This window comes from Micromonospora sp. NPDC047620 (assembly GCF_043205005.1).
Taxonomy (GTDB): Bacteria; Actinomycetota; Actinomycetes; order Mycobacteriales; family Micromonosporaceae; genus Micromonospora.
In genome coordinates this window covers 30,356-44,068 of record NZ_JBIDDG010000043.1, presented here as the reverse complement: position 1 = coordinate 44,068, position 13,713 = coordinate 30,356, and the positions used below count along the sequence as shown (strand labels likewise).

20 protein-coding genes and 4 pseudogenes are annotated in these 13,713 nt (G+C 70.6%); 15 read left to right on the top strand and 9 right to left on the bottom strand.

What is annotated here, in order from left to right; translation table 11 throughout:
• Positions 1-264 (top strand): hypothetical protein (locus tag ACGF5C_RS32055; protein ID WP_393307720.1); only part of this gene is annotated, 264 nt, incomplete at its 5' end.
• A gap of 68 nt (positions 265-332) precedes the next feature.
• Here ACGF5C_RS32055 and ACGF5C_RS32050 read toward each other — a convergent pair.
• Positions 333-1,127 carry a dienelactone hydrolase family protein gene (locus ACGF5C_RS32050; RefSeq protein ID WP_393307718.1) on the bottom strand — a complete coding sequence of 265 codons (795 nt, stop codon included), beginning with the start codon at positions 1,125-1,127 and terminating at the stop codon, positions 333-335.
• Between the two features lie 157 nt (positions 1,128-1,284).
• On the opposite strand from ACGF5C_RS32050, the gene ACGF5C_RS32045 reads away from it, so the two are divergent.
• Positions 1,285-2,139, top strand: a complete 855-nt coding sequence (locus ACGF5C_RS32045; protein WP_393307716.1) for an alpha/beta fold hydrolase — start codon at positions 1,285-1,287, stop codon at positions 2,137-2,139.
• A 75-nt stretch (positions 2,140-2,214) separates the two neighbouring features.
• Here ACGF5C_RS32045 and ACGF5C_RS32040 read toward each other — a convergent pair whose 3' ends face one another.
• On the bottom strand, positions 2,215-2,337 hold the full coding sequence (locus ACGF5C_RS32040; protein ID WP_393307714.1) for a hypothetical protein: 123 nt from the start codon (positions 2,335-2,337) through the stop codon (positions 2,215-2,217).
• Positions 2,338-2,665: 328 nt separating this feature from the next.
• Here ACGF5C_RS32040 and ACGF5C_RS32035 point away from each other — a divergent pair.
• Positions 2,666-2,853, top strand: a pseudogene (locus ACGF5C_RS32035) (IS5/IS1182 family transposase); the annotation flags it as partial.
• Between the two features lie 6 nt (positions 2,854-2,859).
• Here the strand turns inward: ACGF5C_RS32035 and ACGF5C_RS32030 are convergent.
• Positions 2,860-3,294 carry a VOC family protein gene (locus tag ACGF5C_RS32030; RefSeq protein WP_393307713.1) on the bottom strand — a complete coding sequence of 145 codons (435 nt, stop codon included), beginning with the start codon at positions 3,292-3,294 and terminating at the stop codon, positions 2,860-2,862.
• A gap of 12 nt (positions 3,295-3,306) precedes the next feature.
• Here ACGF5C_RS32030 and ACGF5C_RS32025 point away from each other — a divergent pair, with 12 nt between their 5' ends.
• Positions 3,307-3,600 carry a phosphotransferase gene (locus ACGF5C_RS32025; RefSeq protein WP_393307732.1) on the top strand — a complete coding sequence of 98 codons (294 nt, stop codon included), beginning with the start codon at positions 3,307-3,309 and terminating at the stop codon, positions 3,598-3,600.
• Between the two features lie 295 nt (positions 3,601-3,895).
• On the opposite strand, the gene ACGF5C_RS32020 is transcribed toward ACGF5C_RS32025, so the two are convergent.
• Positions 3,896-4,432, bottom strand: coding sequence for a LuxR C-terminal-related transcriptional regulator (locus tag ACGF5C_RS32020; protein WP_393307730.1), 537 nt, complete (start codon positions 4,430-4,432; stop codon positions 3,896-3,898).
• Between the two features lie 32 nt (positions 4,433-4,464).
• On the opposite strand from ACGF5C_RS32020, the gene ACGF5C_RS32015 reads away from it, so the two are divergent.
• Together ACGF5C_RS32015 and ACGF5C_RS32010 are read left to right on the top strand one after the other, a co-directional pair.
• Positions 4,465-4,689 carry a hypothetical protein gene (locus ACGF5C_RS32015; protein ID WP_393307736.1) on the top strand — a complete coding sequence of 75 codons (225 nt, stop codon included), beginning with the start codon at positions 4,465-4,467 and terminating at the stop codon, positions 4,687-4,689.
• 95 nt (positions 4,690-4,784) lie between these two features.
• Positions 4,785-4,942, top strand: a pseudogene (locus tag ACGF5C_RS32010) (IS256 family transposase); the annotation flags it as partial.
• Positions 4,943-4,958: 16 nt separating this feature from the next.
• Here ACGF5C_RS32010 and ACGF5C_RS32005 read toward each other — a convergent pair.
• From ACGF5C_RS32005 to ACGF5C_RS31995, 3 genes are all read right to left on the bottom strand, one after another.
• The gene (locus ACGF5C_RS32005) at positions 4,959-5,081 is read right to left on the bottom strand and encodes a hypothetical protein (RefSeq protein ID WP_393307734.1); all 123 of its coding nucleotides are present in this window, start codon (positions 5,079-5,081) and stop codon (positions 4,959-4,961) included.
• A gap of 72 nt (positions 5,082-5,153) precedes the next feature.
• Positions 5,154-5,543: a hypothetical protein gene (locus tag ACGF5C_RS32000; protein ID WP_393307711.1), complete on the bottom strand. Its 390-nt coding sequence runs from the start codon at positions 5,541-5,543 to the stop codon at positions 5,154-5,156.
• 100 nt (positions 5,544-5,643) lie between these two features.
• Positions 5,644-5,913, bottom strand: coding sequence for a hypothetical protein (locus ACGF5C_RS31995; RefSeq protein WP_393307709.1), 270 nt, complete (start codon positions 5,911-5,913; stop codon positions 5,644-5,646).
• Positions 5,914-5,936: 23 nt separating this feature from the next.
• Between ACGF5C_RS31995 and ACGF5C_RS31990 the strand changes: the two are divergent.
• The 8 genes and pseudogenes from ACGF5C_RS31990 to ACGF5C_RS31955 form a co-directional block, all read left to right on the top strand.
• Positions 5,937-6,140: pseudogene (locus ACGF5C_RS31990) on the top strand (Tn3 family transposase); the annotation flags it as partial.
• An 82-nt stretch (positions 6,141-6,222) separates the two neighbouring features.
• A complete protein-coding gene (locus ACGF5C_RS31985; RefSeq protein WP_393307707.1) occupies positions 6,223-7,431 on the top strand; it encodes an NAD(P)/FAD-dependent oxidoreductase in 1,209 nt (402 codons plus the stop codon).
• 10 nt (positions 7,432-7,441) lie between these two features.
• On the top strand, positions 7,442-8,395 hold the full coding sequence (locus ACGF5C_RS31980; protein WP_393307705.1) for a sigma-70 family RNA polymerase sigma factor: 954 nt from the start codon (positions 7,442-7,444) through the stop codon (positions 8,393-8,395).
• Between the two features lie 328 nt (positions 8,396-8,723).
• A complete protein-coding gene (locus ACGF5C_RS31975; protein ID WP_393307703.1) occupies positions 8,724-9,080 on the top strand; it encodes a DoxX family protein in 357 nt (118 codons plus the stop codon).
• A 152-nt stretch (positions 9,081-9,232) separates the two neighbouring features.
• Positions 9,233-9,607: a hypothetical protein gene (locus ACGF5C_RS31970; protein ID WP_393307701.1), complete on the top strand. Its 375-nt coding sequence runs from the start codon at positions 9,233-9,235 to the stop codon at positions 9,605-9,607.
• A 7-nt stretch (positions 9,608-9,614) separates the two neighbouring features.
• Complete coding sequence (locus tag ACGF5C_RS31965; RefSeq protein ID WP_393307699.1) at positions 9,615-10,448, top strand: hypothetical protein; 834 nt, start codon at positions 9,615-9,617, stop codon at positions 10,446-10,448.
• A 50-nt stretch (positions 10,449-10,498) separates the two neighbouring features.
• Positions 10,499-10,966 (top strand): annotated as a pseudogene (locus ACGF5C_RS31960) (SDR family NAD(P)-dependent oxidoreductase); the annotation flags it as partial.
• Between the two features lie 31 nt (positions 10,967-10,997).
• Positions 10,998-11,177, top strand: a complete 180-nt coding sequence (locus ACGF5C_RS31955; protein WP_393307728.1) for an SDR family oxidoreductase — start codon at positions 10,998-11,000, stop codon at positions 11,175-11,177.
• A gap of 99 nt (positions 11,178-11,276) precedes the next feature.
• Here ACGF5C_RS31955 and ACGF5C_RS31950 read toward each other — a convergent pair whose 3' ends face one another.
• Together ACGF5C_RS31950 and ACGF5C_RS31945 are read right to left on the bottom strand one after the other, a co-directional pair.
• Entirely contained in the window at positions 11,277-12,176 is a 900-nt protein-coding gene (locus tag ACGF5C_RS31950; protein ID WP_393307726.1) for a 5'-3' exonuclease H3TH domain-containing protein, read from the bottom strand.
• A gap of 85 nt (positions 12,177-12,261) precedes the next feature.
• On the bottom strand, positions 12,262-12,489 hold the full coding sequence (locus ACGF5C_RS31945) for a hypothetical protein (RefSeq protein WP_350705396.1): 228 nt from the start codon (positions 12,487-12,489) through the stop codon (positions 12,262-12,264).
• A 642-nt stretch (positions 12,490-13,131) separates the two neighbouring features.
• Here ACGF5C_RS31945 and ACGF5C_RS31940 point away from each other — a divergent pair.
• Entirely contained in the window at positions 13,132-13,698 is a 567-nt protein-coding gene (locus ACGF5C_RS31940; RefSeq protein WP_393307698.1) for a DUF4037 domain-containing protein, read from the top strand.
• Positions 13,699-13,713 lie beyond the last annotated feature (15 nt).

Here is a 13,713-nt window from a genome sequence, read left to right as displayed (position 1 = left end):
GAAGGTCCGCTCGATGCGCCGGGCATGGACCCCACCTGGATCCTTCGTATGTCCGGGCCGCTAGTCGAAGCTGAAGTACACCTGTTCTACGGACCGCATGTAGACATTTCGGCATTCCTGACCCAACATCCAGAAGACGGGATGTTCGTCTCGGGCGAAGACGGCATCACGGGGCAGTGGCTGACCGAGATGCTCGACGGACTCAAACAGATGAATCGAGAAGACGCCATGCCGACGTGGCTGCGCCAACCGTCAGGCCCGTAGCCAACGAGCCACGCGCTATCTGCGGCAGATCCGGATACCCGATCTTGCCCTGGGGCCGACTCGACGGCTTAACCGCCGGTGACCAGATGGCGGAAGATGAAGTCACGCCAGAGAGCGATGGCCGTGGGTTCGGTCTCCGTGTGCGTCCCGACGTAGCCAGCGAGTTGCTTGTCCTTTGATCCCAACACATCGAACAGCGCCAGCTGACCATCCCTGGGAAAGATCTCGTCGTGCCACTGAACATGGAAGAGAACAGGGGCAGTGATGCGCCGGGCATCCCTCGCGACGCGTTCCGGCGCCGCCATTCCCTTGTGCATGGCGGTCCCCTGCTGAAGACCGAACTTGCCGAAGACCACGCACCGGAACCGGTCGCCCAGTGCGGCCACGACAGGCAGACCGAACCGTGTGCCCATGGACATACCGACATACGCGAGCCGGTCGGGGGCAGCGAAACCCGAAGCCGCGATGGCGTCCACGGTCGCCCGCCAGTCTTCTGCCATCCGGTCGAGGACAACCTCGATCCCCGCTTCGGCGATGCGGGCTTGGTACTCCACAACCGACAGTGCAGGAGACACGCGATCGCCGTGGTAGGGGCCGTCGATCGCGACCGCCGCGAGGCCGGCCTGCGTCGCGAACCATCGGGCGAGCTCGACGACCCGGCCGCTTCGCTTGTGCCCGCTACCGCCGTGGCCGAGCAGGACCAGTGGACGCGGGGTGGACAAAGAAGCCGGCAGCCAGAGCACGCCCGGAACAGTGCTCGTCGGCCGGGTGACGTGGAACGACCGCTCGACGAGGCCGTCGATCACTCGGTATTCGAGCCATTCGATAGCCGCGGGCATGAGGTGATCCAACCAGCCGATCATCGGCGCAGGTGTCCCCGGTCGTACCTACAGCATCCGGTCGGCGCGCACGACCGGCGGCATTGAGTGCGCTTCGGCATTGCCGCACTGCACAATACGGCGACGCATGTCTATACGCTGTCCTGGGTGCTGCGCGGTTGTCTAGCGGAGAGGAGGCGATATGGATCTTGTGCTGCCGGACGGCCGGGTCCTGGGCTGGGCGGAGTACGGCGATCCGGCCGGGCCGCCGGTGGTGTTCCTGCACGGCACGCCGGGCTCTCGGATCAGCCGCCCGGACGACACGGCGTCGGCGGGCGTCCGCCTGATCACCGTGGACCGGCCCGGGTACGGTCGGTCCACACCTGTCCGACAGCCAACGCTCCTCGGCGTCGCTGACGACGTCGGTACGCTGATGAGCTCTCTGCGGATCGAGCGCTTCGGCCTGACCGGGTTCTCTGGTGGCGCGCCGTACGCCGTGGCCTGTGGGGCCCGGTTCCCGCACCGACTGACCGGGGTGGTCGCCGCAGGCTTCACCGGCCCATATCGGGAACTGCGCACGGTGCGTGGCTGGCAGCGGTTTCACGCGTGGGCCTTGCGGACCGTTCCGGGGCTCGGGCGCCGCTACGTGACCCGCGCCGCCGCATGGTACGCCGAGGATCCACTCAAGCAGCACCGGCAGCTGCTTGCCGCGGGCCAGGACCCCTGGCTGCGGCCCCACGAGGAGTCCAACCGCGAGGGTGCCCGCCAGGGCGCGGCCGGGCTGGCCGCCGACTGGCTCGCCACCGACATCCGCCCATGGGGGTTCGGCCTGCGCGACGTGCCCTGCCGCGTCCTCATCTGGGCCGGGCGACACGACCCCGGCCGAGCCGTTCACGACGCACCGCTGATCGCCGCACGGATGCCCAACGGAAAGATCCGTATCAGCGAGGACGCAGCCCACACGCCGTCTTCGGCCCACTGGCAAGCGATGCTGACGTGGGTAACGAGCGGCGAGAACCGGCGCTCCCCAGATGGCCGCGAAACCAAAGCGGATTGAAGCACGTCCGCTATCGGCAGGAGCGGACACCACCCGGGACGTTGCACCGCGCGCATCGCGGCCTAGATGCGGGCGTTACCCGAGGTTGGACACGTCGGCCCCAGGCTTCATCTTGAGGTCGAAGTAGTCCATCAGGGTGTCCGCGATGAGCGTCGGCATCGCCTCGGGAGCCCGCCCTATCCCGGCCTGTGCGTTCATCTCTCAGGCAACGACACGACGGAGTTGATCGAAGACTTCGGAACATGCCTCATCGGTCATGGGTCTGAGTCTGCCGGAAGTCGTTGTCGGCCCTGCGCGCTCATCGGCAGATCCGGTCGTCTCCGACGCGCTGTCGGGCGGCAGATGCGGATACCGGTAGGGGCTGAAGTGACTCTCGCTCAGTCAGCGCCATCTTGTGGCTTCAGCTCAAGGTGTCGGCCGCCTTAGAGGTCGCGCAAATAGGTCGGCGGGGCACGGTCGGATAGGAGACGGGCACAGGCATCAGTGATCATGAAGGTTCCTACGCCTAGTGATCACTGGAACGCCTGTGCCCGTTGTCCCATCATGGCTGAGCGACCCCTTGTGGGACCAGTTCGCCGCGCTGCTACCCGCACGACCCGCCACCGCCGCGACTCACCCGCTGGGCTGTCACCGCCGGCGCATCGCCGACCGGATCGTGTTCGACAAACTCCTGCAAGTACTCCGTTCGGCTGCTCCTACGAAGCCATCGCCGACGGCCACTCAGTCGAGACAGAACTCGTTACCCTCGATGTCCTGCATCACGAGGCACGACTCGTTGCCGCCATCGGCCAGCAGCAGTCGCACGCGTACCGCGCCGAGCGCGACCAGTCGTGCGCATTCGGCCTCAAGTGCGGCCAGGCGCTCTTCACCCACGAGCCCGGTGCCGACCCGCACGTCAAGATGCAGCCGATTCTTGACGACCTTGCCTTCGGGAACGCGCTGAAAGTACAGTCGCGGGCCTACACCTGAGGGATCAATGCATGCGAACGCTGAGCCCTGATGCTCAGGCGGCAGCGTGCGATCGAAGTCATCCCAAGTAGCAAACCCGTCCGGTGGCGGCGGTACGACGTACCCCAACACCTCGCACCATAAACGAGCGACGCGCTCGGGTTCTGCGCAGTCGAAGGTGACTTGGATCTGCCTGACCGATGCCATCGGTACACCATAGTGGGGGTCTTTCGTCGTCTCCACGGGCCCGGGGTCTGCCATCACGACCCCGGTTCGAACAACACGGTTTTCCGCTGCGGCCAGCTGGTCGCGTTTATCGACCTCGATCTGGCTGCGTCTGGCCACCTGCTGGAGGACGTGGGGTACATGGCGTGGCCTGGTGCATCTCGTCACGGCCCGACCGGGGACCCGGGACAGACAGGACCGCCAGGTGCGGACCCAGGCGGACGCGTACGGGTTGAGCCCGGCGGACAGCGTGCGGACCGGCGCCACGAGCCGGCGGGCCAGCCGTAGCGCGCCGGACAACCGGAGCCGGCGCAGCAGCCCGACCGCCTCCGTGCACGGTGGCGGCTGGGTTTCCAACCACGGACCAGGAGATCCCCGCCGGGCTGGCCACCCGGCAGGTTCAGTTCTTGACGTCTTGGGCTCTGGATGGTCGTTGCCGGGGTAGGCGGAAACCTGCGGTGATCAGCCAGACGAGGCCGGTGAAACGGGCGATCGGTAGGAGGATGGCCGTGTTGTCGATGAGCAGGCTCAGGGTGGCGATTTCGGCGGCCGCTGCGGGTCCTCCGGGTGGCCGGCCGTCTCCCTAAGGTCCCCCCGCACCCGGCACGGGGTTGAAGTCGTCGTCGACCAGGCCGAGTCGGTGCGCCAGCACCGCCGCCTGCACCCGGTTGCGCAGCGCCAGCTTCTCCATCGCCCCGGACACGTGCGTCTTGACGGTGGTCACCCCCAGGTGCAGCCGCGCGCCGATCTCCGCGTTCGACAGCCCAGCGCCGACCAGGGCCAGGACCTCCCGCTCCCGGGCGCTGAGCAGCCGCAGCGCCGCCGCCGACCGGTCGGGCTCGCGTTCCCGGTCGTGGGCGGCGAGCGCCCGGCGCAGGACCCGGGCCAGCACCGGCGGCGCCAGCAGCGCCTCCCCCCGCGCCGCCCGGCGTACCGCGTCCACCAGTTCCTCCGGGGCGCCGTCCTTCACCAGGTAGCCGATCGCGCCCGCACCGAGCACGCCGTACACGTTGACGTCGTCGGCGAACGTGGTCAGCACCACCACCCGGGCGGACGGCTGCCGGTCCAGGATCCGCCGGGTCGCCTCGATGCCGTCCATCCGGGGCATCCGCAGGTCCATGAGGGTCACGTCCGGCCGCGATCCTCGACGCCGTGATCGGGTCGCTCGGCGCTGGCGGAGTGTTCACCACCTTCGCGTACCGGCACGCGCTGCCGACCCGCCCGGCGCGGCGCTTCCACTCGCTGCTGACCAGGGCCTTCGACGAGGTGACCGTGGGTCGGACCGTCTGGACCAACCTGCCGCCGGCCCTGGTCTACCACTGCCGTCGCCCGCTCCACCTCGACTCCTGGCAGGCGGGCGGTCCGCCAGCGAGGTAGCCACACAGCGGCGGCTGCCTGGACCGACAGCACGATCGGCTGTCGGTCCAGCCAGCCTGATCGTCGAGCGGGATGGTTCCTTCGCACCGAGCCGGTTCTACGACTACCCGGCCGAGCACTGGGCGCACCTACGCACCTCGAACCCGATCGAGTCCACCCTCGCCACGGTGCGGCGCCGCACCCGTTCCCCAAGGGGCCAGGCAGCCGCGCCGCCAGCCTCGCGATGGCGTTCAAGCTCATCGAGGCCGCCCAAACCGATGGCGGGTGGGTCAACGCACCGCGTCGCTCTCGTTTGCGCTGGCGCGCGGTTCACCAACGCACGCCTGGTCGAACGTGAGGAACTCGCCGCCTGATGAACCACCACCCAGCCGATGACCGACGTCGTCCAGCATCCCCGCTATGTCGATATCGCCGACGAACGCTGGGACGAGAACGCCCAGTTCATCTGACCGACGTCCTCGCGATCAGAGCAGCTCGCCGGTGCAGCATTCATGATCGCCGCAGCCGTAGCAGGTGTATCGCATGCAGCCGGTGCAGATCCCGAGGTTCTCCAGTCGGTACCGGTCATGGCAGGTGGAACAGATCTCGCGGCTGGTGAGCATGGCGTTCCAGCCGACGGACCCGCCATTGAGTTCGTACGAGGCGGCGACGAACTCGGCCAGTTCGGCATCGTACGCCGGAGCCGTCGGGTCGCCGATCTTGTGGTTCAAGCTCCAGCAGTACACCGCGAAGAACGCCGTGCCGGTGACCAGGGAAGCACCACAGCGTCCGTCCCGGACCCAGGCATCGCGGAGGTGCCGGACGCGTTCCTGGAAAGGCCGCGAGCCGTCCAACATCACGCGGTCGCCAGTCATCCTGGCATTATGCGGGCAGGTCAAGTGGTCCTCGCGATGAGCGGATGTATGGCGTGCCGTCGCACCGGCAGCACCAATCCCGTTCGGACGACTGGGACGACTACGCCGTTGTGGCTCCGGCACCGGCAGTGTGCTGCTGGTCTGCTGCGGTGCGCCGGACGACCTGGATACCGGCGGTCGTGGTGATCACGAGTACCACAGACGCGGCGACCAGCAGCAGGGCGGTCTCTGCCAGGACGGTGCGCATGTACTCACCCCCGTTCGCGGTGGCGGACAGGTACTGCACGGCTGCGATCAGGTTGAGGGGTCCGGAACGCCGACTTCTTACCGGCTTCACCGACGAGTTCTCCTCCGTCGCGCGTACGAGCACTCGACCGGCCCACCCTCCAGCGTCGGCTGCTGCTGGCGCTGTTCGCGCTGGGGACGCACATGGGCATCCGGGCGATCGTGGCGCCCGGGGAGCGCGGCGAGACCGAGGCAGCGCTGCCGCATGTGCGCCGCGTCTTCGTCACCGTCGACAACCTGCGCGCCGCGGTGACGAAGCTGGTCAATGCCACCTTCGCTGCCCACGATGCCACCCGGTGGGGCTCTGTGACCCATGCCACATGCGGTTCCTGTCAGCAATCGGGGCGCCGTTCCGCTCAACTCGCGGAAGCACGCGAACCGACGGGAGTAACACATGAAGCACCGCATCGTCGTCCTCGGCGCCGGCTATGCCGGAGCCCACGTGGCCGGGAACCTGGCCCGCCGGCTGTCCCGGGTGGACACCGAGATCACCGTGGTCAACGCCGAGCCGGACTTCGTCCAGCGGCTGCGGCTGCACGAACTCGCGGCCGGCCACGAGATCAAGGCTCCGAAACTCGCCGACGTCTTCGCGGGCACCGGGGTACGGCTGCGCCTGGCCCGTGTCACCGCCGTCGACCCCGAGCGCCAGGTCGTCGCCGTGGCCGACGCCGACGGCGGCGGCGAGCTCGGCTACGACACGCTTCTCTACGCGCTTGGCAGCCACGGCGACGACCACGGCGTCTCCGGCGTGGTCGAGCACGCCTTCGACATCGCCGCCCGGCCCTCGGCGCTGCGCCTGCGCGAGCGCCTGGACAGCCTGGGCAGGCGGAGCGAAGGCGGGCGTGTGCTGGTCGTCGGTGACGGGTTGACCGGCATCGAGACCGCGACCGAGATCGCCGAAGCCCGGCCCGGCCTGTCGGTGGCGCTGGTCGCCCGCGGCGAGCTGGGCGCCCGGCTCTCCGTCGGAGCCCGCAGCCACCTGCGCCAGGCCTGCGCCCGGCTGGGCATCACCGTCCTGGAGCACACCGAGGTCGAAGCCGTCGAAGCGACGCGGGTGCTGTGCGCCGACGGCACCGCCCTGGCGTCCGACGCAACCGTGTGGACGGCCGGGTTCGCGGTCAACCCCATCGCCGCCGCCAGCGGGCTGGAGGTCACCGAAAACGGTCGGATCGTCGTCGATCGCACCATGCGGTCGGTCTCGCACCCGAATGTCTACGCCGCCGGCGACAGCGCCTACGCCATCGGCGACAACGGCCGGCCGCTGCCGATGTCCTGCGCTTCGGCCGGCTTCACCGGCCAGCAGTCCATTGAGGCGATCGTGGGACGCCTGACCGGCCGCAAGATCGCGAACACCAAGCTGGTCTACCCGGGCAACCACATCAGCCTCGGACGGCGGGACGGGATCCTGCAACTGGTCGACGACGAAGCGCAGGCAAAGCCGAAGTACGTGGGCGGCCGGAAGGCCGCGCGGATCAAGTCGGCCATCCTCAAGATCTCGCTGTGGGCCACCTCGCACCCGACCTTCGGCCTGCCCAAGCGCACGCACCGCCTGGCCGCCGCGCCGGATGCGTCGGCCAAGAAGGCGGTCGGCGTAGCCGCCTAGGGTGGTCCGCGTGGACAGCACCGCCACTGATCGCTTCGACACCAGTCGGTTCGAGGCCAGCCGGAGCCGGCTGGCCTCACTGGCGTACCGGCTGCTGGGCTCCGCCGCCGACGCCGAAGACGCCGTGCAGGATGCGTTCCTGCACTGGCAGGCCGCCGACCGGCAGCGGATCAAGGTGCCGGAAGCATGGCTGACCAAGGTCGTCACCAACCTGTGCCTCGACCGGCTCCGCTCGGCACAAGCCCGCCGCGAACGCACCATCGGCGCCTGGCTGCCCGAACCGCTCCTCGCCGGCGACCCGATGCTCGGCCCGGCCGACACTTTCGAGCAGCGCGAATCGGTCTCCCTGGCCGTGCTGACTCTCATGGAGCGCCTGTCACCTCTCGAGCGGGCCGTCTACGTCCTGCGCGAAGCGTTCTCCTACAGTCACGCCGAGATCGCCGAGATCCTCGACATCACCGAGTCCGCAAGCCAGCAACACCTCCACCGGGCCCGGCGCCGCATCGCCGCCGCGCGCCGCCGCGGCGGCGAAGCCGACCCGGTAACCGCCCGCAGGATCGTCGAGGAATTCCTCGCCGCTGCCTCCTCAGGCCGCACCGAACGGCTGGTAGCGCTGCTCACCGACGACGCGACCGCGATCTCCGACGGCGCCGGCCTGACCGGGACGCTGCTGCGGTACGACACTCCGCAGCGCGTCGCCGCCGTCGTACGGGCTGGCTTCAAACCCACACCCGCGAAACGGCGACTTGCCGGTGGCACACCCGCCATCCACTACGCGCTCGTCAACGGCGCCCCCGCCATCCTCTTCGTGCTCGGCGACCAGGTCCTCGGGGCCGTGGCGTTCGACATCACCAACGGCAAGATCGCAACCGTGCGCGGCATCGCCGCCCCCACCCGCCTCGCCCGCCTCATCGAAGCCTGGCGGCAGCACGAACCGGACACGCCGCTCGTCACCCAGTGGTGACCCGACGCCGACCGCGGCCAGGCGCAGCACCCGCGCTGCGATGAACCGCTCCCGGCTTCGGACGCCACCAGCCGCATGCGGACAGCGCGCAGCGGCTCGCTGCCGTCACGCGCTGAGAGCCCTGCCAGTCACCGCCGAGGAATGAGCTGGCTCACGTGCTGTCACAGCTGCCGGTCACGCGGCGTCTTGAGGCCGACCCCTGGAACGGAGGAGCCATGTCTCGCTCCCTTGGGCCGTGGGTCACGGACCGGAGTCCGGAGCCTTGACCTGCCGGAACGCCGCTACACGGCACGTTTTGCGTGCCCCTCTTCCCCTCGAAAGGACATCGATGTTCATCGGCTATGCCACGGTCACCGTCCTGGCGGCCCTGTTCACCGGCGGCTGCGCGTACACTTACCTGGCCGGACACGACTACCCGAAGGCCATGATGACGATGAAGCGGATCCCGCTGTCCTGGGGACCGATGCTGGGTGGCCTGCTTGCGGCCGGAACTGTCGGCCTGCTGGCCGGGTTCGCCGTGCCGCTGCTCGGTGTGGTCGCCGCCATCGGGCTCGAGCTCTACTTCATCCTCGCGCTGTTTGCCCACCTGCGGGTGGGCTCCCGCAAGCTCACCGGCTGGGCCGTCTTCTTCGTCACCGTCACCGCCGCGCTGGTCGTCAATCTCGCGTACCACGGCGCTTGGTGACCGATCGGCCCACTGCTTGCCGAACGTCGGCGTGAGCCGGGGGCGAGTGACCGGGCTCGCTACTACGTCCGCAACCCGGAGAGGCTGACCCGCGTCGAGTCCGCCACCCCGCTCACCCCGCGATGAACACCGTCCTGTCTGGAGGAGACGACATGGCCGGTCAGGCCCAGCCCGCAACCGGTGCGTCGCCGTCGCCCTGGTCGGCGGTGGCCCGGGCCGTCGCCCTGCTGACGGTGGCCGTCAGCGTGCTCATGACCGCCCTTGCCTGGCCCTCGGTACGCTCGTCGGTCCACGGCGTGCCCATCGCCGTCGCCGGGCCGGCACCCGCCGTCAGACAGATCAGCGCCGCTCTCGACGAGCGCCTGCCCGACGCCTTCGAGATCACCGAAGTCGCCGACACCGCCGCCGCACAGCTGATCCGCGACCGCGACGTGTACGGGGCGCGCGCCGAGGCGCCGAGGTCCGTCACGTCCCGTCTGGTCGGCCCTCCTTGCCGCCCGTGTTCAGAGCATGGCCTGCCGGCATAATGCCCACGTGTCGCACGCCGATCTCACGTTGTCCGCTTGGTTGGACCTGTCCGACGAGGCCGCCGGCCGCACCGCCGCTGCTGTTGCGCGTAGCGCCGAGGTCCGTCTCGCTGGGGTAGGTCCGCATGTTTTCGCTGGCCGGACCGGGCGGGTCGCATTCTTCGATCGCGACGGCATCCGCTTCGCCCTGGTGCCCGGCGGCACCGTGCAGCTCGGCCATGACGCCGACCGTTTCGTTCCCAGCGCCCGGCAGCTCGCCGACTTCACCAAGGCCGCCGCAGCGTGCGACCTGACCGGGCCGCTCAACCGTTTCGTAGCCGAGGCCACCTCGCCGCCGCGCCACGTGTTTCTACCGGCCCGGCTCGTCGCGGTTCGCTCCGAGGACGCCGACGCGCTGCTGGCAGCCGACGACGACGCCGATGTTGACGACAGCGACGAGGAGTACGACCACGCCTGGCTGATGGCCGGACTCGATCGCCGCGGCCTACGACCGCCGACTTCCGACGAGTGGGAGTACGCCTGCGCAGCCGGGGCCACCAGCCTGTTCCGCTGGGGCGACGAGTATCCCGAGGGCGAACCCTACGGCGATGTGCCCCTCATCCAGGAACCGAACCTGTTCGGCCTGATCATCGGGGACGACCCGTACCGGGCCGAGTTCACCACCGACCAAGCGGTCCTGTGCGGCGGAGACGGCGGCGCGGCACTCTGCGGCGGCTACGGCAGCTTCCTCACCTGGCTCACCCTCGCCACCGCCTACCGCGACCCAGACCTGGCGGAGGCCGTCTACGACGGTGGCCTCACCGGAGAGACTCCGGTGCGGCCCGTCCTGCAGATACCTTGATCAGATAACTCCAGCAGGTCCGCTAGCCGGACCTCGACCACCGCCAGGGCATGCCGGAAGACCTTGCCGAGACCGCCGCACTGGTCGATGCTGAGGGCCGGCGAGTCATCGCGCGGACAGCCGATGTGCGTGACCAGGGTGCGCTGGATGCCGTGGTCGCCGAGGCGACCGAGAAGTTCGGCGGGATCGGCATCCTGGTCTCGAATGCCGGCATCGCGAACCAGAATCCCGCTCTGGAGTTGACCGACAAGCAATGGCAGGAAATTCTGGCGGTCAACCTCGTCGGCGCCTGGCACGCGGTCAAGGCCGTCGTGCCCGGGATGATCGAGCGCGGCCGTGGCGGCTCGGTCGTCATCATCAGCTCCACGGCCGGGCTCATCGGCGCCCCGAACCAGGCCCACTACACGGCGTCGAAGCACGGGCTCCAGGGGCTCATGGGCACCCTCGCGAACGAACTGGGGAAGCACAACATCCGGGTGAACACCGTCAACCCGGGGATGGTCAACACCGAGATGGCGATGAACGAACGCCTGCTGAGGGATCCCCGGCGTGGAGAACCCGACCCTCGACGACGTGGCCCGGGTCTTCGGCGGCCTGGCGTTGCTGCCGGTGGCGTGGGTGGAGCCCGAGGACGTGAGCAACGCGGTGCTCTGGTTGGCGTCGGAGGAGTCCCGTTTCGTCACCGGGATCGCGGTCCCCGTGGATGCGGGCCTGCTCGCGAAGTTCTGACCCCAGTGCCGACGCCTTGATCTCGAGCGCGCTCGACGGTGTGGGATTCGAGGTTGGCCTCGAATCCCACACCGGATGCGCGGGCCGCGCGGACGTGGGTCAGGCGCGCTGGGCGAGTGCGTCGACCAGACGGCGCGCCGAGCCGGCCAGGTTCCACTCGCCGGCCAGCTCCAGCAGCCGGTCCGGGTCGGCCGGGGCGCTGGGCAGCGCGGTGGCCAGCTCGGGCAGCGGCACGTCGAGGGCGACCCGGACCACCTTCGGCGCCACGGCCAGGTAGTCCCGCGCGGCGGCGAGCTTGGTGCGCAGCCCGGGGGCGAAGCCGGAACCCGGCTCGTCCAGGGCGGCCAGAATGCCCGCGATGTCGCCGTAGCGCTCCACGAGCCGGGCGGCCGTCTTCTCGCCCACGCCCGGCACCCCGGGCAGCCCGTCGCTCGGGTCCCCGCGCAGGGCGGCGAAGTCGGCGTACCGGGCGGCCGACACCCCGTAGCGGGACCGCACGGCGGCGTCGTCGCAGTCCTCCAGCTTGGCCACGCCCCGCCCGACGTAGAGCAGCCGCACCGGGCGGGCGTCGTCGACGAGCTGGAACAGGTCCCGGTCGCCGGAGACCACCTCGACCGGCGCCGGCTGGGTCACCGACAGCGTGCCGAGCACGTCGTCGGCCTCGTAGCCGGCCGCGCCGACGTGGGTGATGCCGACGGCGTCGAGCACCTCCAGGATCAGCGGCACCTGCGGGCTGAGCGTGTCGGGCACCACCTCGCCGCCCTCGGGGGCCAGCCGGTGCGCCTTGTACGACGGCAGCAGCGCGACGCGCCAATCGGGTCGCCAGTCGTGGTCCATGGCGCAGACCATCCGGTCGGGCCGGCGGGTGCGGATCAGGGCCGCCAGCATGTCGAGGAAGCCGCGCACCGCGTTGACCGGGCTCCCGTCGGCGGCGCGGGCCGCGGACTCGGGGATGCCGAAGAAGGCCCGGAAGTAGAGGCTGGGCGCGTCGATGAGCATGATCGGGGATCGCTGTGCCACGCCCGACAGCCTGGCACACCGCACCGACGTTCGGGGGGTACGGCACGGCGGGACAGCCCGGCGGTCAGGGGCGCTCGTCGCTGGAGTAGAGCGTCTCGCGGCGGGCCAGATACTGCACCGCGTAGCTCGCGACCAGCAGCGCGACCGCGAGCGCCACCTCGATCCAGGCCGCCGTACCGTTGGCGATCGTCAGGCCGACGATCAGCAGCACCAGGCCGGCGACCGCGAGGATCCCGGACCAGAGCAGGCGGCGGCGGCGCGCCGCGGCGCGGTCCGGGTCGTTCGGTGCCACAGCTGTCGCTCCTCTCCGACGGCGAGGCGCTCGCGGCTCCAGGCTATCGGCGCGACCGGCCGGCCGCGCCGGAACCGTGCTGCGAGCGCCCCGGCGAGGGGCGCAGACTGGCCGGTGTGACGTTCCTTCCCGGCCTGACGCTCGGCCGACGGTTCCACGACGAGGTGCTCGCGCCGATCCTGCGCCGGCGCTTTCCCGGCCTGCGCTACGCGGCCGGCCTGCTCGACGGCGGCTCGGAGCTGCTCGGGCTGGACACCGCGCGCTCCACGGACCACGACTGGGGGCCGCGGGCGCAGCTGTTCGTGGCGGCGGCCGACGCGTGGCGGATTCCGCGGCTGCACGCCGCGTTGGACGCCGACCTGCCGGCCGACTTCCTCGGCTGGCCGACCCGGTTCGCCGGCCACGGCCGCCTCGGCGTGGTCGACCCGGCGGGCGTCCGGCACGGGGTGAAGATAGACGAGCTGGTCGGCTGGTGGCGCGACCGGCTCGGCTTCGACCCGGCCGCCGGGGTCACCACGGCCGACTGGCTGGCCACCCCGACCCAGCGGCTGGCCGAGGTGACCGGCGGCGAGGTCTTCCACGACGGCCTCGACGGGGGGGCTCACCGGGGCGCGGGCGGCACTGCGGTGGTACCCGGACGACGTGTGGCGGTACGTGCTCGCCGCCGGGTGGACCCGTGTCGCCCAGGCGGAACACCTGCCCGGCCGCTGCGCCGAGGTCGGCGACGACGTCGGCAGCCGGGTGGTCACCGCCGGGCTGGCCCGGGACGTGATGCGGCTCGGCCTGCTGCTGCGCCGCCGCTGGCCGCCGTACGACAAGTGGCTGGGCACGGTGTTCGGCCGGCTGCCCGGCGCGGGGCCCGTGGTCGCGGCCCTGGCCGACGCGCTGGGCCCGGGGGACTGGCCGCGCCGGGAGGACGGGCTGGTCCGGGCGCTGGAGACCGTCGCCGCCTGGACCGACGACACCGGGCTGGCGTCGCCGGTGGGTGCCCGGCCGCGCCCCTTCCACCGCCGGCCCTTCCTGGTCCTGGACGCCGGCCGGGTCGCCGCCGCGCTGCACGCCGCCGTCACCGACCCGGCCCTGCGCGGGCGGCCGCCGGTCGGCGCGGTCGACCAGTTCGTCGACAGCGTGGACCTGCTGACCCACGCCGACCAGGCCCGCCGGCTGGCCGGCGCGCTGCCCGCCGTCGTGCCGGACGGGCCGGGCTGAGCGCGGGGCCGGGCC